The 23,189-nt window shown below is 73.1% G+C and carries 22 protein-coding genes; 14 read left to right on the top strand and 8 right to left on the bottom strand.

All coding sequences use genetic code 11. The features are described 5' to 3' along the window. The first annotated feature begins 114 nt into the window (after nucleotides 1-114). The 3 genes from pstC to pstB all read left to right on the top strand — a co-directional run bounded on the left by pstC (nucleotide 115) and on the right by pstB (nucleotide 3,031). Nucleotides 115-1,098 carry a phosphate ABC transporter permease subunit PstC gene (pstC, locus tag H9652_RS12925; RefSeq protein ID WP_377678071.1) on the top strand — a complete coding sequence of 328 codons (984 nt, stop codon included), beginning with the start codon at nucleotides 115-117 and terminating at the stop codon, nucleotides 1,096-1,098. Then, nucleotides 1,098-2,186, top strand: a complete 1,089-nt coding sequence (gene pstA / locus H9652_RS12920; RefSeq protein ID WP_191796615.1) for a phosphate ABC transporter permease PstA — start codon at nucleotides 1,098-1,100, stop codon at nucleotides 2,184-2,186. The genes pstC and pstA overlap by 1 nt, the downstream gene beginning before the upstream one ends. Nucleotides 2,187-2,251: 65 nt before the next feature. Continuing rightward, on the top strand, nucleotides 2,252-3,031 hold the full coding sequence (gene pstB, locus H9652_RS12915) for a phosphate ABC transporter ATP-binding protein PstB (protein ID WP_191796614.1): 780 nt from the start codon (nucleotides 2,252-2,254) through the stop codon (nucleotides 3,029-3,031). Nucleotides 3,032-3,118: 87 nt separating this feature from the next. Here the strand turns inward: pstB and H9652_RS12910 are convergent, their stop codons facing one another. Next, nucleotides 3,119-3,442, bottom strand: a complete 324-nt coding sequence (locus H9652_RS12910; RefSeq protein ID WP_191796613.1) for a septum formation family protein — start codon at nucleotides 3,440-3,442, stop codon at nucleotides 3,119-3,121. Between the two features lie 114 nt (nucleotides 3,443-3,556). Next, a complete protein-coding gene (locus H9652_RS12905) occupies nucleotides 3,557-4,042 on the bottom strand; it encodes a hypothetical protein (protein ID WP_191796612.1) in 486 nt (161 codons plus the stop codon). A gap of 349 nt (nucleotides 4,043-4,391) precedes the next feature. Here H9652_RS12905 and H9652_RS12900 point away from each other — a divergent pair, with 349 nt between their 5' ends. The 3 genes from H9652_RS12900 to ispF all read left to right on the top strand — a co-directional run bounded on the left by H9652_RS12900 (nucleotide 4,392) and on the right by ispF (nucleotide 6,278). Continuing rightward, nucleotides 4,392-4,874 (top strand): CarD family transcriptional regulator, encoded by a 483-nt coding sequence (locus H9652_RS12900; protein ID WP_030144079.1) that lies wholly within the window; start codon nucleotides 4,392-4,394, stop codon nucleotides 4,872-4,874. A gap of 172 nt (nucleotides 4,875-5,046) precedes the next feature. Beyond that, nucleotides 5,047-5,796 (top strand): 2-C-methyl-D-erythritol 4-phosphate cytidylyltransferase, encoded by a 750-nt coding sequence (gene ispD, locus H9652_RS12895; RefSeq protein ID WP_191796611.1) that lies wholly within the window; start codon nucleotides 5,047-5,049, stop codon nucleotides 5,794-5,796. Next, nucleotides 5,793-6,278 carry a 2-C-methyl-D-erythritol 2,4-cyclodiphosphate synthase gene (gene ispF / locus H9652_RS12890; protein ID WP_138822853.1) on the top strand — a complete coding sequence of 162 codons (486 nt, stop codon included), beginning with the start codon at nucleotides 5,793-5,795 and terminating at the stop codon, nucleotides 6,276-6,278. The genes ispD and ispF overlap by 4 nt, the downstream gene beginning before the upstream one ends. An 88-nt stretch (nucleotides 6,279-6,366) precedes the next feature. On the opposite strand, the gene H9652_RS12885 is transcribed toward ispF, so the two are convergent. Beyond that, a complete protein-coding gene (locus H9652_RS12885) occupies nucleotides 6,367-6,936 on the bottom strand; it encodes a hypothetical protein (RefSeq protein WP_191796610.1) in 570 nt (189 codons plus the stop codon). A gap of 199 nt (nucleotides 6,937-7,135) precedes the next feature. Here H9652_RS12885 and H9652_RS12880 point away from each other — a divergent pair, with 199 nt between their 5' ends. Next, nucleotides 7,136-7,795: a TetR/AcrR family transcriptional regulator gene (locus H9652_RS12880; protein WP_191796609.1), complete on the top strand. Its 660-nt coding sequence runs from the start codon at nucleotides 7,136-7,138 to the stop codon at nucleotides 7,793-7,795. 78 nt (nucleotides 7,796-7,873) lie between these two features. On the opposite strand, the gene H9652_RS12875 is transcribed toward H9652_RS12880, so the two are convergent. Next, complete coding sequence (locus H9652_RS12875; protein WP_191796608.1) at nucleotides 7,874-9,277, bottom strand: D-arabinono-1,4-lactone oxidase; 1,404 nt, start codon at nucleotides 9,275-9,277, stop codon at nucleotides 7,874-7,876. Nucleotides 9,278-9,313: 36 nt separating this feature from the next. On the opposite strand from H9652_RS12875, the gene H9652_RS12870 reads away from it, so the two are divergent. The 4 genes from H9652_RS12870 to rlmB all read left to right on the top strand — a co-directional run bounded on the left by H9652_RS12870 (nucleotide 9,314) and on the right by rlmB (nucleotide 13,787). Next, nucleotides 9,314-10,642 carry an alanine racemase gene (locus H9652_RS12870; RefSeq protein ID WP_191796607.1) on the top strand — a complete coding sequence of 443 codons (1,329 nt, stop codon included), beginning with the start codon at nucleotides 9,314-9,316 and terminating at the stop codon, nucleotides 10,640-10,642. Between the two features lie 87 nt (nucleotides 10,643-10,729). Beyond that, on the top strand, nucleotides 10,730-11,125 hold the full coding sequence (locus H9652_RS12865) for a PPOX class F420-dependent oxidoreductase (protein ID WP_191796606.1): 396 nt from the start codon (nucleotides 10,730-10,732) through the stop codon (nucleotides 11,123-11,125). A 108-nt stretch (nucleotides 11,126-11,233) separates the two neighbouring features. Then, on the top strand, nucleotides 11,234-12,673 hold the full coding sequence (cysS, locus tag H9652_RS12860) for a cysteine--tRNA ligase (RefSeq protein WP_191796605.1): 1,440 nt from the start codon (nucleotides 11,234-11,236) through the stop codon (nucleotides 12,671-12,673). Nucleotides 12,674-12,764: 91 nt separating this feature from the next. After that, entirely contained in the window at nucleotides 12,765-13,787 is a 1,023-nt protein-coding gene (gene rlmB, locus H9652_RS12855) for a 23S rRNA (guanosine(2251)-2'-O)-methyltransferase RlmB (RefSeq protein WP_191796604.1), read from the top strand. A 148-nt stretch (nucleotides 13,788-13,935) separates the two neighbouring features. On the opposite strand, the gene H9652_RS12850 is transcribed toward rlmB, so the two are convergent. From H9652_RS12850 to otsA, 4 genes are all read right to left on the bottom strand, one after another. Continuing rightward, on the bottom strand, nucleotides 13,936-15,177 hold the full coding sequence (locus tag H9652_RS12850) for a DUF4032 domain-containing protein (RefSeq protein ID WP_138822871.1): 1,242 nt from the start codon (nucleotides 15,175-15,177) through the stop codon (nucleotides 13,936-13,938). 131 nt (nucleotides 15,178-15,308) lie between these two features. Continuing rightward, nucleotides 15,309-16,433: an ABC transporter ATP-binding protein gene (locus H9652_RS12845; RefSeq protein ID WP_191796603.1), complete on the bottom strand. Its 1,125-nt coding sequence runs from the start codon at nucleotides 16,431-16,433 to the stop codon at nucleotides 15,309-15,311. A 229-nt stretch (nucleotides 16,434-16,662) separates the two neighbouring features. Beyond that, nucleotides 16,663-17,559 carry a trehalose-phosphatase gene (gene otsB / locus H9652_RS12840; RefSeq protein ID WP_318244159.1) on the bottom strand — a complete coding sequence of 299 codons (897 nt, stop codon included), beginning with the start codon at nucleotides 17,557-17,559 and terminating at the stop codon, nucleotides 16,663-16,665. After that, nucleotides 17,556-19,046, bottom strand: coding sequence for an alpha,alpha-trehalose-phosphate synthase (UDP-forming) (gene otsA / locus H9652_RS12835; RefSeq protein WP_225228197.1), 1,491 nt, complete (start codon nucleotides 19,044-19,046; stop codon nucleotides 17,556-17,558). The genes otsB and otsA overlap by 4 nt, the downstream gene beginning before the upstream one ends. A gap of 120 nt (nucleotides 19,047-19,166) precedes the next feature. Here otsA and H9652_RS19840 point away from each other — a divergent pair, with 120 nt between their 5' ends. From H9652_RS19840 to H9652_RS12820, 3 genes are all read left to right on the top strand, one after another. Next, nucleotides 19,167-21,524: a serine/threonine-protein kinase gene (locus tag H9652_RS19840; protein ID WP_225228196.1), complete on the top strand. Its 2,358-nt coding sequence runs from the start codon at nucleotides 19,167-19,169 to the stop codon at nucleotides 21,522-21,524. 50 nt (nucleotides 21,525-21,574) lie between these two features. After that, nucleotides 21,575-22,186: a hypothetical protein gene (locus H9652_RS12825; RefSeq protein WP_191796602.1), complete on the top strand. Its 612-nt coding sequence runs from the start codon at nucleotides 21,575-21,577 to the stop codon at nucleotides 22,184-22,186. A 135-nt stretch (nucleotides 22,187-22,321) separates the two neighbouring features. Next, nucleotides 22,322-23,164 carry a DsbA family protein gene (locus tag H9652_RS12820; RefSeq protein WP_191796601.1) on the top strand — a complete coding sequence of 281 codons (843 nt, stop codon included), beginning with the start codon at nucleotides 22,322-22,324 and terminating at the stop codon, nucleotides 23,162-23,164. Nucleotides 23,165-23,189 lie beyond the last annotated feature (25 nt).

Genomic DNA, 23,189 nt, shown 5'->3' with positions numbered 1-23,189 from the left:
TCTCACCCAGGGGCGGGTCACGTCGAGGCACTGCGCCCGACGCGGCCCGCCACGGGTGCGTGACCACCGGAACGTCCGTCCCACCACCGCCGCACCTCAGTCATCGGAGCATCAGTGGCCGTCACCTCTCCTCCCTCCACCCGAGCCGGGCTCGGGTCCGAACCCACGGTCCCCGTGACCAAGGGCGGCCTGGCGGGCCGTCTCTTCGCGGGCCTGTCGACGGGTGCCGGGATCCTCATCCTGCTCGTCCTCGCCGCGGTGGCCGTGTTCCTCGTCATCGAGGCGTGGCCGGCCCTGACGGCAAGCCCCGAGGAGCTCCAGGAGATCTCCTGGTTCAAGGCGGACTCGCTGCTCGCGTACATCGGGCCCCTGGTGTTCGGCACGCTCCTGGCCTCGATCCTGGCGCTCTTGATCGCCGTGCCGGTCTCGGTGGGCATCGCGCTGTTCATCTCGCACTACGCGCCCCGGCGCCTGGCGCAGGGGCTCGGCTACCTGATCGACCTCCTCGCGGCCATCCCGAGCGTCGTGTACGGCCTGTGGGGCGCGCTGTGGCTGCTCCCGATCCTCAACCCGTTCTTCACGTGGCTGAGCGGCACGCTCGGGTTCATCCCCCTGTTCGAGGGCTACCAGGCCCCTGCGAAGAACATCATGTCGGCCTCGATCGTCCTGGCCGTGATGATCCTGCCGATCATCACGGCGGTCTCGCGCGAGGTGTTCCTCCAGACCCCGGTCCTGCACGAGGAGGCTTCGCTCGCGCTGGGTGCGACGCGCTGGGAGATGGTCCGCATGGCCGTCCTCCCGTTCGGCCGCTCGGGCGTGATCAGCGCGTCGATGCTGGGTCTCGGGCGCGCGCTCGGCGAGACCATGGCCGTGCTCATGGTCATCTCGCCCGGGTTCCTCTACTCGCTGTTCCTGCTCAAGCCAGGACAGCAGCAGACGATCGCCGCGAACATCGCCTCGAAGTTCCCTGAGGCCAGCGGCCTCGCGGTGAGCACCCTCATCGCGACGGGCCTCGCGCTGTTCGTCATCACGTTCGTCGTCAACATGATCGCGCGCTGGATCATCGCGCGCCGCAAGGACTTCTCGGGAGCGAACTGATGACGGCCACCGACCTCACCCCCACCACGCCCGCCGCCCCCGACGGCTCGGGCTCCCTCCAGCTCGTCCCGGCGCAGAAGCGCCTGCCCCGCTGGGCCCCCTGGGCCTTCGCCGTGGGCGGCGTCCTCGTCGCGTTCGCGGTCCTCGCGCTCGCGGGGAGGCCGACGATCGCGGGGGTGCTGGGCCTCGGCGCGGTGCTCTACGCCGTCGGGCTGACCGTGACCTCGCGGTTCGTCGAGGGCGCCCGCTGGGCCACCGACCGCCTGGCGACCACGCTCGTGTCGTTCGCGTTCCTGCTGGCGCTGATCCCGCTCGTCTCGCTCCTGTGGATCGTGGTGACGCGCGGCGCCAAGCTGTTCGGGGCGACGTTCCTGTCGACCGACATGGTCGGCGTCTACGGCGACATGACGAGCGGCGGGATCTGGCACGCGATCGTCGGCACGCTCCTCATCACGGGTGCCGCGACGCTCATCTCGGTGCCGATCGGCCTGCTCACCGCGATCTACCTCGTCGAGTACGGACGCGGCGCCCTCGCCCGTTGGATCACGTTCCTCGTGGACGTCATGACGGGCATCCCGTCGATCGTCGCGGGCCTGTTCGCGTTCTCGCTGTTCACGCTGATCTTCGGCCCCGCGTACCGGGCCGGGATCATGGGCGCGGTCGCGCTGTCGCTGCTCATGACCCCGGTCGTGATCCGCTCGGTCGAGGAGATGCTGCGCCTGGTCCCCAACGAGCTGCGCGAGGCGTCGCTCGCGCTGGGAGTGCCGAAGTGGCTGACGATCGTCAAGGTCGTCCTGCGCACGTCGATCGCCGGCATCGTCACGGGCGTCATGCTCTCGATCGCCCGCGTGATCGGGGAGACCGCGCCCCTGCTGCTCACGGTCGGCCTCATCACCCAGGTCAACTGGGACCTGTTCGACGGTCGCATGGCGACCCTCCCGGTCTTCGCCTACCGCCAGTACGAGCAGGGCGGCGTCGGGATCGACCGGGCCTGGGCCGCGGCCCTGACCCTGATCCTCATCGTCATGCTGCTCAACCTGATCGCCCGGCTCGTCAGCCGCCTCTTCTCGCCCAAGACCGCTCGCTGAGCCGAGCCCACCAGCCTGTCCGGGCGTCGCACCCCGCGCGACCGGACACCGGAAGGAAGCACATCATGTCGAAGCGAATCGACGTCTCCGACCTCAACGTCTACTACGGCGACTTCCTCGCCGTGGAGGGCGTGACCATGGCGATCGAGCCGCGCTCGGTCACGGCGCTGATCGGCCCGTCGGGCTGCGGCAAGTCGACGTTCCTGCGCACGCTCAACCGCATGCACGAGGTCATCCCGGGCGCGCACGTCCAGGGCAAGGCCGTCATGGACGGCCAGGACCTGTACGCGCCCGACGTCGACCCGGTCGCGGTCCGCCGCCAGGTGGGCATGGTCTTCCAGCGGCCCAACCCGTTCCCGACCATGTCGATCAGGGAGAACGTCCTCGCGGGCGTGCGCCTCAACAACAAGCGCATCTCCAAGTCCGACGCCGAGGAGCTCGTCGAGACCTCGCTGCAGGGCGCGAACCTGTGGAACGAGGTCAAGGACCGCCTCGACCGCCCCGGGTCGGGCCTGTCCGGCGGGCAGCAGCAGCGTCTGTGCATCGCGCGCGCGATCGCGGTGCGCCCGCAGGTGCTCCTCATGGACGAGCCGTGCTCGGCGCTCGACCCGATCTCGACGCTCGCGATCGAGGACCTCATGGCCGAGCTCAAGGACGAGTACACGATCGTGATCGTGACGCACAACATGCAGCAGGCGGCCCGCGTGAGCGACCGCACGGCGTTCTTCAACATCGCAGGCACGGGCAAGCCGGGTCGGCTGATCGAGATGGGCGACACCGCGACGATGTTCTCGTCGCCGTCCGAGCAGGCCACGGAGGACTACATCTCGGGCCGCTTCGGGTGACCTGTCCGGCACCCGCCTGACGCACGACGCACGACGGCGAGGCCCCCTCCAGGGGGGGGCCTCGCCGTCGTGCGTCGCGGGGGAGCGCTAGACGGCCGAGCCCTCGAGCGTGCCCGTCACGGTGTCCTCGGCAGGGCCCACGAAGCACTGGACCGTGCGGTCGTCCGCCATGTCCCAGCTCTGCTGCGACGGGAACATGGCCCAGAACTCGAGCGTCGACTCCTCGTAGCTGAGGCCGACGAACTCCTCGAAGACGGAGTAGCAGTGCTCCATGCCGGTGTCGGAGACGGCCTGGTCGCCGGGGAAGTCGCCGGGCGGGAGCTCGTGCTCGGCGAAGACCTCTCCCGTGTGGGGGTCGGCGCACGGCACGACGGGGAGCGACTCGTGCTCGACGGTCTCCTCGGTCTCCACCGGGTCGGTCTCGTTGACGCCGACAGTCGTCGCCGTGCATGGCGAACGGTCCGTGGAAGCACGACGGCGGGGCCCCCGAGGAGGGAGCCCCGCCGCCGAAGCGTCAGCCGCCGATCAGGGCAGGTAGTCCTTGTACTCCTCGAGCGCACCGTTGACGACCGGGACCTGCGCGGTCTCGGACTCGCCCGTGCTCGCGGTGACCGTCACGGAGATCGTGGCGCCGGGGGCGGCGTCGACGTTCCCGAACTGGGCCTCGAAGCCGTCGTCGACCCCGAAGTAGACGGTCTCGCCGGCCTCGAGCGGGACGTCGATCGGGTCGGTGCCCTCCGGGGCGATGGTGATCTCGACGGGCTCGTCCGAGTCGTTCGCGGCACCGCCCAGCAGGGTCCCCGGCTCGCCCTCGGCGGCCGAGACGATGAGCAGGTTGAGCGCGCGGACCTCGTCGGTGAGGTTGACGCGGATGCCGTCCGACGGGGAGTAGGCGATGTCCGTCGTGATGGGTGAGCAGGCCGACACGGCGACGGCGCTCGCCACGATCACGGGGATCGCGAGCATGAGCGACCGGCGCGGCGTGGTCGGGCGGGACGGGGTGCGGGTCACGTGCGCTCCAATGTGCTGCGGTCAGTCTCGGTGTGCTCAGGGGATGTGCGCGACGAGCTTCTCCGCCGCCGGCGCCCCCTGGGCGCAGATGACCACAGCCTAGTCGCTCCCAGGGGTGTCCGGCCCGGCGTCCCCCGGAGCGGCGTTCGACCGGGCGCCGGGCCTCCTGGCGCGGGTCGCAGGCCGCCCCGGGGGGCAGGGGCGGTAGGTATTCGTGCCGACTTGTCGTCCTGACCGCGGCGTGACCAGGAAAAACGCTGGGACGGTGCGCCTGTCGGCCTGGGCAGGGGCTCGGAACGGAGGTACCCCCCGTGGTAAGATCGACCTCCGCGAAAGGGGACATCTGCAGATGACGTTCACAGTAGGCGAGACCGTTGTCTACCCACATCACGGTGCCGCAAAGATCGAAGAGATCAAGACCCGCACCATCCGCGGGGAGGACAAGATCTACCTGAAGCTCAAGGTGGCTCAGGGCGACCTGACGATCGAGGTCCCGGCGGACAACGTCGACCTGGTGGGCGTCCGCGACGTCGTCGGCCAGGAAGGCCTCGACAAGGTCTTCGAAGTTCTTCGCGCACCATACACCGAAGAGCCGACCAACTGGTCGCGCCGCTACAAGGCCAACCTCGAGAAGCTGGCCTCGGGCGACGTGATCAAGGTGGCAGAGGTCGTCCGCGACCTCTCGCGGCGTGACGCGGACCGCGGCCTCTCGGCCGGGGAGAAGCGCATGCTCGCGAAGGCTCGACAGATCCTGGTCTCGGAGCTGGCCCTGGCCGAGCACACCGAGGAGGACAAGGCCGAGGCCATCCTCGACGAGGTCCTGGCTTCCTGAGCAGAACCCTCACCCACGCTCCACCAACGACGCACGGACCGCCAGCGGTCCGTGCGTCGTCGTCGTTCACGGAGCTCCGCGCGAGGGTGCGCGGAGCCGGCTGCTCGCGACCGATCGTCTCGTCAGCGGGCCGAGGACGGTCCGCAGGCCGAGATCGTCTACCGTGATCGGTGTGACGACCCTCGCCATCCTGACCGCCGCCGGCTCCGGTACCCGCCTCGGATTCGACCTTCCCAAGGCTCTCGTCCCCCTGCGCGGCCTTCCGCTCGTCCTGCACGCGGCCCGCCGCCTGACCGCCTCGGGAGTGGTCGACGCCCTCGTCGTCACGGCACCGAACGGACTCGTCTCGGTCATGTCGGACGTCCTGGAGCACGACCCGCACGTGAGCGTGCCCGTGGTCGTCGTGGCGGGCGGGGCCACGCGCCAGTCGTCGGTCGCGGCAGGCCTGACGCGGGCCCGCGCGGACATCGACACGGTCGTCGTGCACGACGCCGCACGACCGCTGGCCCCGGCCGCGATGATCCGCCGCGTCGTCGAGACCGTCAAGGCGGGGCACCAGGCCGTCATCCCCGGGCTCCCCGTGATGGACACCGTCAAGATCCTGGCCCCGCGCGGCCCGGCCGAGGACGGTCGCCCCGCGCTGCCCGCAGGTGTGGACCGGGTCGCCGCCACCCCGGCGCGCACGCTGCTGCGCGCCGTCCAGACGCCCCAGGCGTTCGACCGGGCGCTCCTGGTGCGCGCACACTCCGCGGGCGCCGCGCGCGCCCGGACGGAGGCCACGGCGGCGACGGACGACGCGTCGCTCGTCGAGGCCCTGGGAGAGGACGTGTTCGTGGTCGAGGGCGACGAGCTCGCGATGAAGGTCACGACCGCGCGCGACTTCTACTACATCGAGAAGCTGCTGACGGAGGACGGGCGATGAACCTGCCGCGCACCGGCATCGGGACCGACGTCCACGCGTACGCCCCTGTGGGCGAGGAACGCGAGCTCTGGCTCGCAGGGCTCCACTGGCCCGGCGAACGCGGCCTGGCGGGCCACTCGGACGCCGACGTGGCGGCTCACGCGGCGGCCGACGCCCTCTTCTCGGCGGCGGGGATCGGTGACCTCGGCTCGAACTTCGGCACGAGCGCCCCGGAGTGGTCGGGGGCGAGCGGGGCCTCGCTGCTCGCCGAGGCCGCCCGTCGGGTGCGCGCGGCCGGGTTCGAGATCGGGAACGTCGCGGTCCAGGTCGTCGGCAACAGGCCTCGGCTCGGGCCGCGCCGGGCCGAGGGCGAGGCAGCGTTGAGCGCTGCGGCCGGGGCGCCCGTGACCCTCACCGCGACCACGACCGACGGCCTGGGGCTGACCGGCCGCGGCGAGGGCGTCGCGGCGCTCGCGACCGCACTCGTCGTGCTCGCCGACTGACCGGCGCAGGTCCGTCCGACCCACCGGCGCAGGTCCGTCCGACCCACCGGCGCCGGCCCGTCCGCGCCGCCGTGCCGTGCCGTGGACCTCAGCCCGCGGGCGTGACGACCAGGCTGTCGGTGACCGCGCGGGCCTGCGCCGCGCCCTCGGCGTCGCCGGTCGCATAGGTCTCGGTGACGTAGACGAACGCCGAGCCGGCGGGCGTCGCGACCTCGACGACGGTCTCGACCTGGGTCACGGGGACGTCGTCGACCGTGCGCGTCGCCCCGAGCCGGTAGGCGGGCAGCCCTGCGACCGTCACGGGCCCGGGCTGGGTCGGGTCCAACGTCACGTCGGCGGACGTCTGGAGCGCCTCGGCCGCCTCGGCCGTCCTGTCCTCGAGCGTCGCGGTCCCTGGGTCGCTCGTCGTGACGACGACGTTGGCCGTGAAACCGGGGTCCCCGGACGGGGTCGTCGACCGGACCACCAGGGGAGCGTCCTGGCCGGCGCGGTCCCAGGTGTCGGGGGTGGTCACGGTCGCCGCCACCGCGCTGTCCGGGACCTCGAAGGTCTGGACGGTGGGCGCGGCGGGGGGCGGGCTCGCCGCGCACGCGGTGAGCAGTGCGCCGACGGCGGCCACGGCCAGGGCGACGGCGAGCGGGCGGCTCGGGTGGTGCACGGGGTTCCTCTCGGCGGCGGTCGGGCGCCCTGCCGGGGCCCGGTCCCAGCCTGCCACGTCGCGTCCCCGTCGACGTCAGGGCGGGGACACCGGCCCCCACATGCGAAAATACGACATTGAAGGCATGGTGGACAGCGACGACGACGGCGCGTTCCTGCACCGTCGTGCTGCCGGAACGTGGTCATGAGGGAGGTCGACGATGAACCGCATGTCGATCGAGGAACGTCGGGCGCAGATCGTCGACGCAGCGATGTCGATCGCCGTCCGGGACGGCGTCGAGGCCGTGACGGTCCGAGGGGTCGCGGCCGAGGCCGGGATCTCCTTGGGGACCGTGCACTACTGCTTCGAGGACAAGGACGCGATGCTCCGTGCCATGGGGCACAACGTCGCGGTCGTGGCCTCGGACCCGGTGCGCATGGCCATGGACCCCACGAAGGACATCCGCGCGATCGCCCACGCGGCGGCCGACGGGCTGTGGGAGGGACTGACCCCGCGCCGGCACATGCGGCTGCTGACGTTCGAGTTCGCGACCGCGGGGTCGCGCAACCGCGCGCTGCGTCCCGTCGCGAAGGCGCATCTCGAGCAGACGTGGGCCATGACGCAGGGCATCCTCGACCAGCTCGCGGAGATCGCGGGCATCACCTACTCGATGGACACGCCCTTCCTGGCGCGCATCGTCGCGGGCTACATCGACGGGATCGAGATCGCGTGGCTCGTCCAGCAGGACGACGAGGCCGCGATCCGCAGCTTCCACGCGCTCGCGGACTACGTCCTGTCGCTCGTGGTGCACCCGGACGGTGCGGCTCCGGGCGCGGGGCCCGACGAGAGGCCCGACGCCGTCGCTCCTCCCGCGCCGTAGGCGCGCCGTCAGCGGCGCGCACCGCACGCACCCCACGCTCGCACCGCAGGCGGGTCGTCCCGCGGGGAACGGGGTGTCTCAGCGAGGCCCGAAGACCTGGTCCGTGTAGGGGTTCGCGAAGACGCCCTCGGGATCGGCCTGGGCGCGGACCCGGCGGAAGTCCTCGAAGCGCGGGTAGCGCTCGGCGAGGTCCGCTGCGCCGAGCGTGTGGAGCTTGCCCCAGTGCGGTCGCCCGCCGACGCCTGCGACGATCTTCTCGACGCCCTCGAAGTACCGCTCGTGCGGAAGCCGCAGGTACTGGTGGACCGCGATGTAGGCGCAGTCGCGTCCGTGCGCGGTCGAGAGCCACACGTCGTCGGCGGCCGCGAAGCGGACCTCGACCGGGAAGGGGACGTTCTCGCCCGAGGCGCGGACCCACGAGTCGATCTCCTCGAGCGCGCCCACGAGCTCGGCGCGGGGGACCGCATACTCCATCTCGCGGAAGCGCACGCGGCGCGGCGACACGAACACCTCGTGCGAGGGCGCGACGTACGTGCGCGGGGCGAGCGCGCGGGCAGACAGCGCGTTGATCCGCGGGGTCGCGCGCGGCACCGCGGTCGCGACGCGGTTGACGACCTCGAACAGCCCGTTGGACAGCAGCTCCTCGTCGACCCACGATCGGGCGCGCGTCACGGCGCCGGGCCGCTCGCCGCGGGCCGTGCGCAGGACGGCCGCGGCCTCGTCGTCGGGCGCGAGGCGGTCGTTGCGCTTGGTGAGCGCGCGGCGCGTGTGCGGGAACCAGTAGAACTCGAAGTGGTCGTGCGCGTTCTCGAGGCCCTCGGCGTCCGACCCGCCGCCGCGTCCGCCCGACGCCGTGCTGAGCTCCTCGAGGACCCGGTCGAGCGGCCAGGGCTCCTCCTGGGCACGCAGGTGGAACGCGGGGACCACGTCGAGCGTGACCGCGGCCAGCACGCCCGTGCTGCCGAGTCCCAGGCGGCTCGCCTCGAACAGGTCGGGGTTCTCGTCAGGCGTCGCCTCGGTCACCGAGCCGTCCGTGCCGACCACGCGCACGCCGCGCACCTGCGTCGCGAGCCCGCCGAGCGAGGCGCCCGTGCCGTGCGTGCCGGTCGAGATCGCGCCCGCGACCGACTGCCGGTCGATGTCCCCGAGGTTGCGCATCGCGAGGCCTGCGGACGCGAGCACCGCGTTGAGGCGGTGCAGACGGATACCGGCCCCCACGGTCACGCGCGCGCCGGTCTCGGTGCGGGTCACGTCCTCGACGGCCCCGAGCGCGTCGAGGCTCACGAGCACGCCGTCGGTCACGGCGGCGCCCGTGAACGAGTGCCCCGCGCCGCCGGCCCGCACGCGCAGGCCGTCGGCGGCGGCTCGTCGCACGACCTGGGAGAGCTCGTCGGTGTCGCGCGGGGCGACGCGGCGCAGGGGAACGGCGGTCTGGTTTCGCGCCCAGTTCGTCCATGAACCGGGAGCCTGCTGGCTCGTCACACCACGCACTGTCTCACGAGGGGTAGGTTTCTTTCCATGACGACGACGCCCGTGCAGCGCAGCGCGCAGGAACCGTCCACCCTGTCCTGGTCCCGAGGACGGCTGAGCCCCGGAGGGCAGGGAGCGCACGACGCGTCGGCCGCGGCCGAGGCCCGCACCCTCGGCGACCGCCTGTCGGCCGCGACCGAGCGCGTCCCGGGCCCCGTCGCGGTCGTCGACCTCGACGTGTTCGACGCCAACGCGCGCGAGCTCCTGGCCCGTGCAGGCGGCGTGCCCGTGCGGCTCGCGTCCAAGTCGGTGCGCGTGCGCCCGCTCGTCCGGCGCGCGGGCGAGCTGGGCTTCGCGGGGATCATGGCGTACTCGCTCGCGGAGGCCCTGTGGCTCGTCGAGGAGGGCGCGCGCGACGTCCTGGTCGCCTACCCGACGGTCGACCGACGGGCGCTCGCGGAGCTCGCCGCGGACCCGGCGGCACGCCGCGAGATCACCCTCATGGTCGACGACGTCGCGCAGGTCGCGCTCGTCGCCGCCGCGCTCGCGGGCCAGCACCCGGGCGAGGACGGCGGCGGGGCACCGGACGGTCCGCCCGTCCTGCTCTGCCTCGACGTCGACGCGTCGCTGCGCCTGGGCCTCGGCCCGTTCACGGTCCACCTCGGGACCCGTCGCTCGCCCGTCCACACGGCTGCCGAGGCGCGGGCCCTCGCACGGACCATCGCGGACACCCCGGGCCTGCGCGTGCGTGGCCTGATGTTCTACGAGGCGCAGGTCGCGGGCCTGCCCGACACGAGCCCCGCCGTGCGGCTCGTCAAGAAGGCCTCGGTCGCGGACCTGGCCACGCGCCGGGGCGAGGTGCTCGCCGCGGTGAGCGACGTCGTCGGGCACGACCTGGAGCTCGTGAACTCCGGCGGGACCGGGTCGCTCGAGACCTCCGCCTCGGACCCGGTCGTGACCGAGGTGACGTCGGGCTCGGGGCTCTACGTGCCCGGGCTGTTCGACGGCTACCGGTCGTTCGACCCGCACCCGTCCGCGTTCTTCGGCCTCGACGTCGTCCGCGTCCCGGCGCCCGGCTACGCGACCGCGTTCGCCGGCGGCTACGTGGCCTCGGGACCCGCCGGGGCGATGCGCGTGCCACGCGTCGTCGAGCCGGGCTGGCGGCTCACGTCCTCGGAGGGCGTGGGCGAGGTCCAGACGCCGCTGCGCGCCGCCCGCGGGGCCGAGCGACGCCTCGCCGTGGGCGACCGCGTCTGGTTCCGGCACGCCAAGGCCGGCGAGCTCATGGAGCGCTTCGACCGCGTGCACCTCGTGCGCGGCGACCAGGTCGTCGAGGAGGTCCCCACCTACCGGGGTGAGGGGAAGAACTTCGGCTAACGGCGCCGTCGGGCACGCCGCGTGTCCAGGTGCTGAGAAGTCCGGCCATCCGGGAATAGGCGGACGACCCGCGCGATTGAGCACGACATGACGAGCCTCCCCGACGCCGCCAAGGCCCTCCTCGACGCCCCCGAGTTCGCGACCGTGGCCACGATCGAGGCCGACGGCAGCCCCCAGACCTCGGTCGTGTGGGTCGCGCGCGACGGCGACGACGTCCTCTTCTCGACCATCCACGGCCGCCGCAAGACCGACAACCTGCAGCGCGACCCGCGCCTGAGCGTGCTCGTCTACCCGCGCGACGCGCCCTACCAGTACCTCGAGGTCCGCGGCGAGGCCCTGATCGAGGAGGACCCGTCCGCCTCGCTCATCCACGCGCTCGCCCAGAAGTACACGGGCGACGAGCGCTACACGGGCGACGACGGCACCGACAACCGCCGCGTCGTCGTGCGCGTGAAGCCGACCAGGATCCACTGGCGGGACTGACCGCCCGCGCCGACGCCGCCCGCCCTGCGCGGGTGACGACGCGCACCGGGACGCCGCCCCGGGAGGGCGGGTTCTGCCGGGAGGGGTGCACCCCGGTAACCTTTGGTCGTGAGCCTTCGACTGTTCGACACCGCGACGCGGGACGTGCGCGCCTTCATCCCCCAGACCCAGGGTGAGGTCGGCATCTACCTGTGTGGTGCGACGGTCCAGTCGGCGCCGCACATCGGGCACATGCGCTCGGCCGTCGCGTTCGACGTGCTCGTGCGCTGGCTGCGTCGCACGGGCTCGCGCGTGACCCTCATCCGCAACGTCACGGACATCGACGACAAGATCCTCGCCAAGTCCGCCGATGCGGGCGAGCCCTGGTGGGCCTGGGCCGCGATCTACGAGCGCGAGTTCACCGCGGCCTACGACGCCCTGGGCGTCGCACCGCCCACCTACGAGCCCCGCGCCACCGGGCACGTCACCGACATGGTCGAGCTCATGCAGCGGCTCGTCGACTCGGGCCACGCCTACACGACCGGACCCGGCGACGTGTGGTTCGACGTGCGCTCGTGGGCCGACTACGGCTCGCTCACCAACCAGCGGCTCGAGGACCTCTCGCCCGCGCCCGCGGACTCGGCCGAGGAGTCCCTCAAGCGCGACCCCCGCGACTTCGCGCTGTGGAAGGCCCCCAAGCCCGGTGAGCCCGCCACGGCGTCCTGGGACACCCCGTTCGGGCGTGGACGACCCGGCTGGCACCTCGAGTGCTCGGCCATGGCCCACCGCTACCTCGGCGGCACGTTCGACATCCACGGCGGCGGCCTCGACCTGCGCTTCCCGCACCACGAGAACGAGCAGGCGCAGTCCCGCGCCGCCGGCGACGGGTTCGCCCAGTACTGGCTCCACTCCGCGTGGGTCACGCAGGGCGGCGCCAAGATGAGCAAGTCCCTCGGCAACGGGCTCCTCGTCCGCGAGGTCCTGCGCACCACGAGCCCGGCCGTCCTGCGCTACGCGCTCGCGGCCGTCCAGTACCGCTCGATGCTCGAGTGGACGCAGGACACCGTGAGCGAGGCCGAGGCCACGTGGGAGCGGCTCAGCGGGTTCGTGCAGCGTGCAGGCGAGCGCGTCGGGACGATCGACCTCGACGACGTGCGCCAGGCCGAGCTCCCGGCGGCCTTCGTGGCCGCCATGGACGACGACCTCAACGTGCCCGCCGCGCTCGCGGTCGTGCACGAGCACCTGCGCGCCGGGAACTCGGCCCTCGCCGACCGCTCCCCGGCCGCGGACGCCGTCGCCCGGCACCACCTCGTCGCCCTCCGGGCGATGCTCGACGTCCTGGGGCTCGACCCCGCGGGCGAGCAGTGGGCCGACGCCGGGGACACCCGGTACCGTCAGGCGCTCGACGCGGTCGTCACGGCCGAGCTCGACGCCCGCGCGCAGGCACGGGCGGCGCGCGACTTCGCCACCTCCGACGCGATCCGGGACCGCCTCGCGGTCGCCGGGGTCGTCGTCGAGGACTCCAGCGACGGGGCCCGCTGGTCCCTCGCTGCACGCCAGGGCACCTGACCCGGAACCCTGGACGGCAGGACGGGCCCACCCGGGCCCAGGGTCCGCCACCACAACTTCACTCGCACACATCGACCGACGGGGCAGACCCATGGCTGGAAACTCACAACGACGCGGCGCGACCCGCAGCAGCAACAAGAAGGGCGCCGTCGCCGGCACGGGCGGCAAGAACCGCCGCGCTCTCGAGGGCCGCGGCCCGACGCCCAAGGCCGAGGACCGCACCTACCACAAGGCCCACAAGGCGAAGGCCGCCGCCGAGCGCCGCGACGCCACCTCGACCGGCCCGCGTGCGCACGACGCCAAGAGCGCCGCGCGCGGCGGACGCCCCAGCGGGCGCACGCCGTCGCGCACCACGCGTTCGAGCAGCGCGAACGAGGTCGTCAACGGCCGCAACGCCGTGCTCGAGGCCCTGCGCGCCTACATCCCGGTGTCCGCGGTGTACATCGCGACGCGCCTCGAGGCCGACGACCGCACCAAGGAGATCCTGAACATCGCCTCCGGGCGCGGGTACAACCTCCTCGAGGTCACCAAGGCCGAGCTCGACCGCATGACCGACGGCTCGGTCCACCAGGGCGTCGCGATCCAGGTCCCGCCCTACGACTACGCCGACCCCGAGGACCTGCTCGACCGCGCGCACGAGGCTGGCGAGCCCCCGCTCATCGTGGCCCTCGACGGCGTGACCGACCCGCGCAACCTCGGCGCCGTGCTGCGCTCCGCGGGCGCGTTCGGGGCGCACGGCGTCCTCGTGCCCGAGCGTCGCGCGGCCGGCGTCACGGCGTCCGCGTGGAAGGTCTCCGCAGGTGCCGCCGCACGCGTGCCCGTGGCCCGCGCGACCAACCTCGTGCGTACGCTCACCGAGTACAAGGCGGCGGGCTGCTTCATCGTCGGGCTCGACGGCGGCGGCCCGGTCGCCGTGGGCGAGCTCGCGTTCGGCAAGGACCCGCTCGTGCTCGTCGTCGGCTCCGAGGGCAAGGGCCTCTCGCGCCTCGTCCGCGAGACGTGCGACGTCGTCGCCTCGATCCCGATCCTCTCGGACGTCGAGTCGCTCAACGCCGGCGTCGCCGCCGGGATCTCGCTGTACGAGGTCGCGCGCCTGCGCTCCGCCGAGGACTGAGTACCCGCCTCGTCGGGACGCCCCGTCGCACCACCTTCCCGGTGGCGCGGCGGGGCGTCCTGCGTCGTCGGGGGCCCCGGACGCTGCGGTGCGCCTCTGACGACGCAGGACGCCGGGCGCTGGACCCTGGGCGCAGGGGGCCGGGAGACTACTCCTGCCGGTCGACCTCGCCCGGGGCGAGGCCCAGGATGGCCTTCTCGTCGGGGCGGTGCCGCAGGACGTTCTCGACGTAGGAGGCCGTGGCCTCGGGCATGGGGATGTCGCGCCCGGCCTTCTCCGAGATGAACCAGCGGTGGTCGAGGATCTCGTGGAAGAGCTGGGCCGGCTGCAGCTTGCGCCGCAGGTCGCGCGGCACGGCCTGGATGGTCGGCTCGAAGACCCCGCTGAGCCAGTCGTGCGCGACGAACTCCTCGTCGTCGTTCTGGCGCTCTGCGGCGGCCCGGTACGAGTCGAGGTCGTTCAGGAGGCGGCGTGCCTGGTTCTCCTGGACGTCGAGGCCCGTGAGGCGCAGGAGACGGCGCGCGTGGTGGCCCGCGTCGACGACCTTGGGCTGGATCTGGACGGTCGTGCCGTCGATGTCGGTCGTGATGGCGAGCTCGCCGACGTCGAAGCCCAGGTTGTTGAGCCGTTCGATGCGCGCGGCGACGCGCCAGCGCTCGTCCGAGGCGAAGGTCTCGGCGTTCGTCAGGGCGTCCCAGAGCTCGTTGTAGCGCGCGACGAGCGCGTCGCCCACCAGGATCTCGTCGATGTCCTCGTCGAGGAGCTCGCCCGCCGACAGGTCCATGAGCTCGCCGATGATGTTGGTCCGGGCGAGGTCCACGTCGTAGCTGCGCTGGCCGGGGCTCAGCTCGCGGTGCAGGTCGCCGGTCTCGGCGTCCACGAGGTACGCGGCGAAGGTCTCGGCGTCGCGGCGGAAGAGCGTGTTGGACAGCGACACGTCGCCCCAGTAGAAGCCGATGAGGTGCAGGCGCACGAGCAGCACGGCGAGAGCGTCGATGAGGCGGGTCGCGGTGTCCGGCTGGAGGGCCTGGCTGAAGAGCGCTCGGTAGGGGAGCGAGAACTGCAGGTGCTCGGTGATGAGCACGGCCTCGAGCCGTTCGCCGTTCGCGTCGCTGCGGCCCGTGATGACGCCCACGGGCACGACGCTGGGGACGTCGAGGCGGCTGAGCTGGCGCAGCAGCTCGTACTCGCGGTACGCGACGGACTCCCCGATCTCCTTGATCGCGATGACCCGGCCCGAGAGGCGCACGAAGCGCACGATGTGGCGCGAGATACCGCGGGGCAGGGCGGCCAGGACGCTGTCCGGCCACTCCTCCAGGGGGATGTCCCAGGGGAGGTCGAGCAGTGCTGGGTCGGGGGCTGACGCGGTGATCTGCAGGTTCTGCACCATGACAGGTCCTTTCTCCGCGGTGGCCGGTCGCATGCGGGCGGTCGGCGGTGCGGCCGCTCCGCCCCACCGGGAAGGATATGCGAAAGGGGCGGGCCCGGCTGTCGCCGAGCCCGCCCCCGTGTCGCTGTGGGTCAGCTGAGGCGCAGGCCCGTCGCGGTCGAGAAGATGTGCGTGTTGCCCGGGCGGATCGCCACGTAGATGCGCTCGCCCTTGGCGGGCACGTTGCGCGGGTCGACGCGGACGATGATCTGGTTGTCGCCGGCACCCGAGTGGATGTCCGCGTTGGTCGCCAGGTCGCCCTTGAGGGTGCCGTAGACGAACGCGTCGGAGCCGAGCTCCTCGACGATGTTGACCTCGACCGGGAAGGCGCTCTCGTTGGCCTGCGAGGTGACCTCGAGGGCCTCGGGGCGGAAGCCGAGCGTGATCTTGCCCTTGTCGGCGTCGGTGATCTTGGCGGCGACCTCGCGCTCGAGCGGGATGCGGGCCGGGCCGACCTCGGCCAGGCCGTTGTTCACCGTGAACGTGCCGAGGTTCATCGCGGGCGAGCCGATGAAGCCGGCCACGAAGACGTTGGCCGGGGTGTCGTACATGTCGCGCGGCGTGCCGACCTGCTGCAGGAGGCCGTCCTTGAGGACCGCGATGCGGTCACCCATGGTGAGGGCCTCGGTCTGGTCGTGCGTGACGTAGACGGTCGTGACGCCGAGACGACGCTGGAGCGACGCGATCTGCGTACGGGTCTGGACACGGAGCTTGGCGTCGAGGTTCGACAGCGGCTCGTCCATGAGGAACACCTGGGGCTGACGCACGATCGCGCGGCCCATGGCGACTCGCTGACGCTGACCACCGGAGAGCGCCTTGGGCTTGCGGTCCAGGTACTCGGTGAGGTCGAGGATCTTCGCGGCCTCCTCGACGCGCTGGCGGATGTCCGCCTTGGGGGTGCCGGCGATCTTCAGCGCGAAGCCCATGTTGTCCGCGACGGACATGTGGGGGTACAGCGCGTAGTTCTGGAACACCATCGCGATGTCGCGGTCCTTGGGCTGCACGTCGGTGACGTCGCGGTCACCGATGAAGATGTGCCCGCCGTTGACGTCCTCGAGGCCCGCGAGCATGCGGAGCGACGTCGACTTGCCACAACCCGAGGGGCCGACGAGGACGAGGAACTCGCCGTCCTCGATGTGCAGGTTGAGCTGGTCCACCGCAGGGCGCTCGGTCCCCGGGTAGAGCCGCGTTGCGTGGTCGAAAGTGACCGTAGCCATGATGGGTACATCCCTCCACCGGCAGGTACGTGCCGGACGATCCGTTGTGTAGTGACGTGCCGCGCTTTCACGTGGTGCGTGTCTGCTGTGACACAGAAGAAGTCGAACCTCCAGGGATTCCGGTCACCCGGGGACCCGGTGGTCCGACGTCATCGTTGCTCGGCATCCTACCCCCGGTTCCTGAGTTCTCCGTCACACCCGGGTCACGTCCAGGTCACGGTCGCAGGACTCACACGTCCAGCAGGTCGGCGAGCGTGGTCAGGGCCGCCGCGGCCTCGGCGGGGTCGGCGACGCGGTACGCCGCGAGGGTCTCGCCGTCGCCCACCTTGATGCCCACGTCGGCCGGGCCGAGCACCGCGAAGGCCCGCTCGTCGGTCACGTCGTCGCCCAGGTAGAGCACGGCGGGGGAGCCGAGCCGCTCGCGCAGCGCGTCGAGCGCGATGCCCTTGGACGTCCTGGTGACCGCGACCTCGACGACGTTCTTGCCGACCATGACGTGCGCCCCTAGCCGTTCCCCGAGCTCGGCCGCCGCGGTCGACGCGGTGCGCGCCGGGTCGGCGGGGGACAGGCGGGTGTGGAGCACGGCGGCCGAGGGCTTGTGCTCGACCCAGGCGCCCTCGAGCGGTGCCGCGATCTCCTCGAGGCCCGCGGCGACGTCGGCGAGGAGGTCGCGCTGCGCCTCGTCGAGGGCGACGGGGACGAGGCGGACGCGGGCCGCCGTGCCGTCGGCGCGTACGGAGCGCTCGTCGTCGGCGCCGTCACGGAGCGGTGCGAGCACCTCGCCCGTCTCCGCCCCGTGGCTGCCGACGAGCCGCGCGCGGGGCGGCGGCGAGGGGAGGTGGGCGAGGTCCTCGACCCGGCGCCCCGCCACGAGCGCGACGCGCACCCGGTCCGGTCCGCACGCCGCGAGGCGCGCGAGGGCGGCGGCGGCGGCCGGGGTGGGGCGCGACGCGAGCGGGTCGTCCCCGAGCGGGGCGAGGACCCCGTCGAAGTCGCTCGCGACCAGGACGGGGCCGGTCCCTGCGTCCTGGTGGGGCGTCCCGGCGGCCGCCGCGAAGGCCGCGAGGGCCACGCCGAGGTCGGCGGGCCCGCCGACCTCGGGCTGAGCGGTTCCCGACGACGTCACGCGCCTTCCCCCTCGGCGGGCGCCTCGTCCGTGGGGCGGGACGGGGCGTGGGTGCGGGGCGTGTCGCGGGAGGGCATGGCCTGGAGCACGCCGAGGAACGACTCGGACCACTTCGAGACGTCGTCGGCCAGGACGCGGCGGCGCAGGCGACGCATGCGCTTGCGCTGCTCGCGCACGTCCATGTTCGCGGCCGCGACGATGATGTCCTTCATGCCGTCGATGTCGTGGGGGTTGACGAGCAGGGCGCCGCCCGCGAGCTCGTCGGCGGCCCCCGTGAACTCCGAGAGGACGAGGACACCACGGTCGTCGGAGCGGGCCGCGATGTATTCCTTGGCGACGAGGTTCATGCCGTCGCGCAGCGACGTGACGAGCATGACGTCCGCCGCGAGGTACAGCGCGGCCATCTCCTCGGGCGGGTACGAGTGGTGCAGGTAGTGGATCGCGGCGTGGCCGATCTCGGCGTACTCGCCGTTGATGCGCCCCACCAGGCCCTCGACCTGCTCGCGCAGCTCCTGGTAGGCACCGACGTTCTCGCGGCTGGGGCTCGCGACCTGGACGAGCGTGACGTGCTCTACGTCGATGCGGCCGTCCTGCAGGATCTCGCCGTAGGCCTTGATGCGGTGGCGGATCCCCTTGGTGTAGTCGAGGCGGTCGACGCCCAGCATCATGCACTCGGGGTCGCCCAGGTCGGCGCGGATCTCGCGCGAGCGGGCCTGGACCTCGGGGGTCCGGGCGAGCTCGTCGAAGGTCCGGGAGTCGATCGAGATGGGGAAGGCCGCGGCGCGGACGTTGCGCGACGGGCGGTCCTCGGCGCCGGGCACGGTCACGATGGGCCCCCGGGTCGTGTAGCCCGTGAGGCGGCGCACGGCACGGATGAAGTTCGACGCGTCGCCCGCGCGCTGGAACCCGATGAGGTCGGCGCCCAGGAGCCCGTCGATCACCTGGCGTCGCCACGGGAGCTGCTGGAAGAGCTCGAGCGGCGGGAAGGGGATGTGGTTGAAGAACCCGATGCGCAGGTCGGGGCGCTGCTCGCGCAGCATGCGGGGCACGAGCTGGAGCTGGTAGTCGTGGACCCAGACGGTCGCGCCCTGCTCGGCCTGTGCGGCGGCGGCGTCGGCGAAGCGCTGGTTGACGCGGCGGTACGCGTCCCACCACTGCCGGTGGAACGCGGGGGGAGCGATGACGTCGTGGTAGAGCGGCCAGAGCGTGTCGTTGGAGAAGCCCTCGTAGTAGCGCTCGATCTCGGTCGCGGACAGCGTCACGGGCACCAGGCGCATGTCGTCGGCGTCGAAGGGGTCGACCTCGAGGTCAGGGGCGCCGGACCAGCCGACCCAGGCGCCGTCGGACTTCTGCATGACGGGTTCGAGCGCGGTGACGAGCCCCCCGGGGGAGCGCTTCCAGTCGACGTGGCCCTCGTCGTCGACCGTGAAGTCGACGGGAAGCCGGTTGGACACCACGACGAGGTCGTAGCCGTCTTTGCCAGTCAATGGAGATCTCCTTGGTATTCGGTTGAACTTTGGTGAAACTCCACCCAGGTTATCGGTGTCGCGTCCTGCTTGCTCCCGGGAGCGCAGGGCAGCGCCCCGAATTGTCGATACCTTGACACCATGGAGGAGGCCAGCAGCAGACCAGCCGACCCGGCGCGGAGCAACGGTGCCGCGCGACGCGGAGGCCTGCCCACGGGCAGCGAGGTCGGCGGCTACCGCATCCTCGCCCGCCTCGGCGCCGGTGCCATGGGAGCGGTCTACGAGGCCGAGGACGGCGGCGGCAACCTCGTCGCGATCAAGTTCCTGCACGCACACCTCGACGTCGACGCGCAGGGGCGCGAGCGCCTGCGCCGCGAGGCCGTCGCCCTCCAACGCCTGCGGCACCCCGCGGTCGCGCAGATCCTCGACGTCGAGCTCGACGGCTCCGAGGCCTTCATCGTGACCGAGCTCGTCGACGGCCCCAACCTCGAGGAGGAGGTCGCGACGGGCGGCCCGCTCGACGCGCGCGACCTCTTCGAGCTCGCGGACCAGCTCGCCGAGGCGCTCGAGGCGGTCCACGCGGCCGGGGTCGTGCACCGCGACCTCAAGCCCAGCAACGTCCTGGTGACCCAGAACGGCCCTGTCCTCATCGACTTCGGCATCGCGCACGGGCTCGACGAGGCGCGCGCGACCTCGACCGGCCTCGTCATGGGGACACCGGGCTACCTGGCCCCCGAGCTGCTCGAGGGCGCGGCGCCGAGCGCCAACAGCGACTGGTGGGGCTGGGCGGCGCTGCTCGCGTTCTCCGCGACCGGGCGACCACCCTTCGGCATGCGACCGGTCGAGGCGGTGCTCGCGCGCGCCCGGTCCGGCGAGGCGGACCTCGCCGGCCGGGGGCCGCGGACGGCCGCGGCGCTCGCGGCGGCGCTGCGGGCGGACCCGGCGACCCGGCTCGGCCCGTCGGAGGTCGCCGCGGTCCTGCACCGCGCGGCACAGGAGGCAGACGGCCCGACGGCGTCGCCCGCCACGGGCGCGACGGAGGTCGTCCCGCAGCACTTCGGCGGAGGCGGGAAGGCCGGTGGGGGCGGCGCGCTCGGTGGCGCAGCGCTCGCCGGTACCGCCGCCGTGGCAGCCGTCGGGGGCACGCTCGCAGCGGCCGGACGAGCGGGCGCCGTGGGGGCCGCGGCGCCCGCTGCCGCGAACGGGGCCGGTGGCGCGGCGGCCGTGACCACGGTCATGGGACCGGCGGGCGCGGGTGCGGGTGCGGCCACGGCGGCAGGTGCCGGTGCGTCCGGTGCCGCGGCGACCGTCGTCCTGCCCGCCTCGGCCGGGGACGTCCTGCCGACGAGCGTCGTCCCGACCGTGCGCTCGGCCGTGCCCTTGCCGCGGCCGACCCCGCCCGCGCCGTCGATCCCGCCGCTCGCCGCGACCCAGATCATCGCGAACGACGGCCGGACCGTCGCGGTGCCCACCGTGCCACCGGCGCCGCCCGTCACACCCGCCGCGCCGGGATCGACGGCCCCGCCGCTCTCGGTGCCTCCTGCGTCCCTCGTCGGCCCGGCGTCCGGGCGGCCGACCGCGGTGCAGCCGACCGCCATGCACCCGACCGCGGTGCAGCCCGCCGTCCAGCAGCCCACCCTGCGTCAGCCCCCGGTCCCCTCGGCGCCGCCCGGGGCGTACCCGCCCGCCCAGGGGCCGTACCCCCCGCCGTCCCAGAACCCGTACGCGCCGCAGCCCGCCCCGCCCGCCGACGCTCCGGCGTCGGGCAGGCGGAAGGGGCGCGGCGCGCAGGTGGCCGAGCCCGAGGGCGGCGACCCGCTCGACGCGTTCGGCCGCCCCCTCGGCGTGGTGTCCGCGCCGGGCTACGCCCGGCCCGCCCACCGACGGCGGGCCGGGACCGTGGCGGCCCTCGGGCTGCCGCTCGTGCTGCTCGCCGGGACCTACCCGGGCGTCGCGTTCGTGCTGCTCGCCGCGGTCGTGGTCGTGCTGCGCGTCGTCGGGGTGGGGGCGGACTCGTTCCACGGCCGTCGCGAGCGCAGGGGCGTGCAGCGCAGCGACGGCGTGCGCTCGGTGGTCGCCGTGCCCTGGTACGCGCTGCGTGCCGTCGTGGGCGCGGTGCCCTCGCTGCTCGTCGCGCTGTGCGGGGGAGTGCTGCTCGTCGTGGGCTCGTGGTGGCTGCTCGCGCCGGGGATGCTCGTCCTCGCCCCGCAGCAGAACGTCGAGGCGCGGTCGGTCGGCGGCGCCAACGAACCCTGGGTGTTCACCGTCGTGCTGTGCGTCGCGATGGCGGTCACGGTGCTCCTCGCCTGGTTCGGACCGCTGTCCGGGCTCACCCGGTACGGCGCGCGCACCACGCTCGCGCACGTGGCCCCCGGCCGCGTCGGGGCGATCTTCCTGGTGCTCGCCGGGCTCGTGCTCACCGCGATGGTGCTCTTCTCCCTCGGCGACGGCACGCCGATCGACTGGGCGCCCTTCCCCGGTCCGCCGCCGAGCCTGTGAGCCCACGTGCCTCACCGGAAACTCTCAGACAGCGCGGGTACCCTGACCCCGTGACCAGGACGTCCGTCCCGGGAGCGCCGACCGGCGCGACCCCCGGGGAAGCACCGAGCGAGACCGCGACCGCGGCTCGCTCGCGCGTGCGCGCGGACGGCCCCGAGCGCCTGCTGACGCGGTCGCTGACCGCCGCGACCTCGCTCGTCGTCGCCGGTTTCCTCCTGGTCGTCGGGACCCTGACGCTCCTCGCCGACCGCGGATTCAGCCTCGTCCACCAGTGCGTGCCCGCTCCGGGCGGCTGGGGAGTCGCGGGCGTGCACCTGGCTCTCCTGCGGGAGACCGCCGACTGCCCCGCCGGCACCGCCGCGCTCGGGGGAGACCCCGCCCGCGTCGTCACCGTCGTCGGCGTGCTCGCACTGCCCGTGCTGCTCGCCCACCTCGCGCTGCTCCTCGCCGGGTGCGGGCTGGCCGCCGGGGCCCTGCGCGTCCGTGACCGCCTCACCGCCGTCCTGAGCCCGCGCCGCGCGGTCGCCCTGCTGCGGGCGCCGCTCGCACCCGTCGCGCTCTCGTGCCGGCAGGTCGTGCGGTCCGCGACCAAGGTGCTGCACCACCTCGCGCTGGCCGCGGTGCGCTCCCTGCGCGGGCCACCTGTGCTCGCGGCCGCCTGACGACTCGATCCCGACTCGTCGCCGTCACGCGCCCGGTGCCACCGCACCCTGGGCACGCGTGGCACGGACCGCTACCCTCGCGACCAGTGCGCCCCCGCGTGGGGCCGCGCCACCACACGACCTCCAAGGACTCCCATGTCGAACGAACCCCGCCAGACCAAGGCCGACCGCCGCGACGCGGCCCGAGCCGAAGCCCTCGCGCTGCGCGAGGCCCAGGCCAAGCGCGACAAGCGCAACCGTGCGATCACCATCGGCGCCCTCGTCGGTGGGCTCGCCGTGCTCATCGGGGCCTTCCTCTGGGTCTTCATCCCCGCGATGAACCAGAAGGAAACCCAGAAGACCGCACCGCTCACGGGCGTCACGGCGCCCGCCACGGCCAACGACACGGGCGGCATCCCGGTCGGCGCGGACGGCGTCGCGGGAACCAGTACCGAGGGTGCCGTCGAGCTCGGCGTGTACTTCGACTACATGTGCCCCATCTGTGGTGACTTCGAGCAGGTCAACTCCGCCTCGATCGACGAGATGCGCGAGGCCGGAGACATCACCCTGGTGCAGCACCCGGTCGCGATCCTCGACCGCTACTCGTCCGGCAGCCAGTTCTCGACGCGCTCCGCCTCTGCGTCCGCGTACGTCGCCGAGCACGCCCCGGAGCAGTTCAACGCGTTCAACGAGGCGATGTTCGCCAACCAGCCCGAGGAGAACACCGCCGGCCTGACCGACGCGCAGATCGCGGAGATCGCCAAGGCTGCGGGCGTCCCGGCCGAAGTGGCCGACAAGATCGCTGCGGGCGACGCGGTCAAGGAGTTCGGCAAGTGGGCCGAGGGCGCGACCAACCTCGCCACGCAGAACCCCGACCTCGCCAACCCGAAGACCGGTGGCTTCGGCACGCCGACCATCACGATCGACGGCAAGCGCTGGGACGGCAACTGGACCGACCCGGCCGAGCTCAAGAAGGCCGTCGAGGCCGCCAAGGGCTGATCCGCCCGGTCGGGGGGGGGGGGGG

It is taken from the genome of Oerskovia rustica, from assembly GCF_014836555.1.
GTDB classification, from domain to species: Bacteria; Actinomycetota; Actinomycetes; order Actinomycetales; family Cellulomonadaceae; genus Oerskovia; species Oerskovia rustica.
This window is presented reverse-complemented; position numbering and strand designations above follow the sequence as displayed.

What these genes read in the sequence shown, in the direction of transcription:
- pstA (WP_191796615.1), top strand. Translation starts at nt 1,098, where the DNA reads ATGACGGCCACCGACCTCACCCCCACCACGCCCGCCGCCCCCGACGGC.
- pstB (WP_191796614.1), top strand. Translation starts at nt 2,252, where the DNA reads ATGTCGAAGCGAATCGACGTCTCCGACCTCAACGTCTACTACGGCGAC.
- H9652_RS12900 (WP_030144079.1), top strand. Translation starts at nt 4,392, where the DNA reads ATGACGTTCACAGTAGGCGAGACCGTTGTCTACCCACATCACGGTGCC.
- ispF (WP_138822853.1), top strand. Translation starts at nt 5,793, where the DNA reads ATGAACCTGCCGCGCACCGGCATCGGGACCGACGTCCACGCGTACGCC.
- H9652_RS12880 (WP_191796609.1), top strand. Translation starts at nt 7,136, where the DNA reads ATGAACCGCATGTCGATCGAGGAACGTCGGGCGCAGATCGTCGACGCA.
- H9652_RS12870 (WP_191796607.1), top strand. Translation starts at nt 9,314, where the DNA reads ATGACGACGACGCCCGTGCAGCGCAGCGCGCAGGAACCGTCCACCCTG.
- H9652_RS12865 (WP_191796606.1), top strand. Translation starts at nt 10,730, where the DNA reads ATGACGAGCCTCCCCGACGCCGCCAAGGCCCTCCTCGACGCCCCCGAG.
- rlmB (WP_191796604.1), top strand. Translation starts at nt 12,765, where the DNA reads ATGGCTGGAAACTCACAACGACGCGGCGCGACCCGCAGCAGCAACAAG.
- H9652_RS12850 (WP_138822871.1), bottom strand. Translation starts at nt 15,177, where the DNA reads ATGGTGCAGAACCTGCAGATCACCGCGTCAGCCCCCGACCCAGCACTG.
- H9652_RS12845 (WP_191796603.1), bottom strand. Translation starts at nt 16,433, where the DNA reads ATGGCTACGGTCACTTTCGACCACGCAACGCGGCTCTACCCGGGGACC.
- H9652_RS19840 (WP_225228196.1), top strand. Translation starts at nt 19,167, where the DNA reads ATGGAGGAGGCCAGCAGCAGACCAGCCGACCCGGCGCGGAGCAACGGT.
- H9652_RS12820 (WP_191796601.1), top strand. Translation starts at nt 22,322, where the DNA reads ATGTCGAACGAACCCCGCCAGACCAAGGCCGACCGCCGCGACGCGGCC.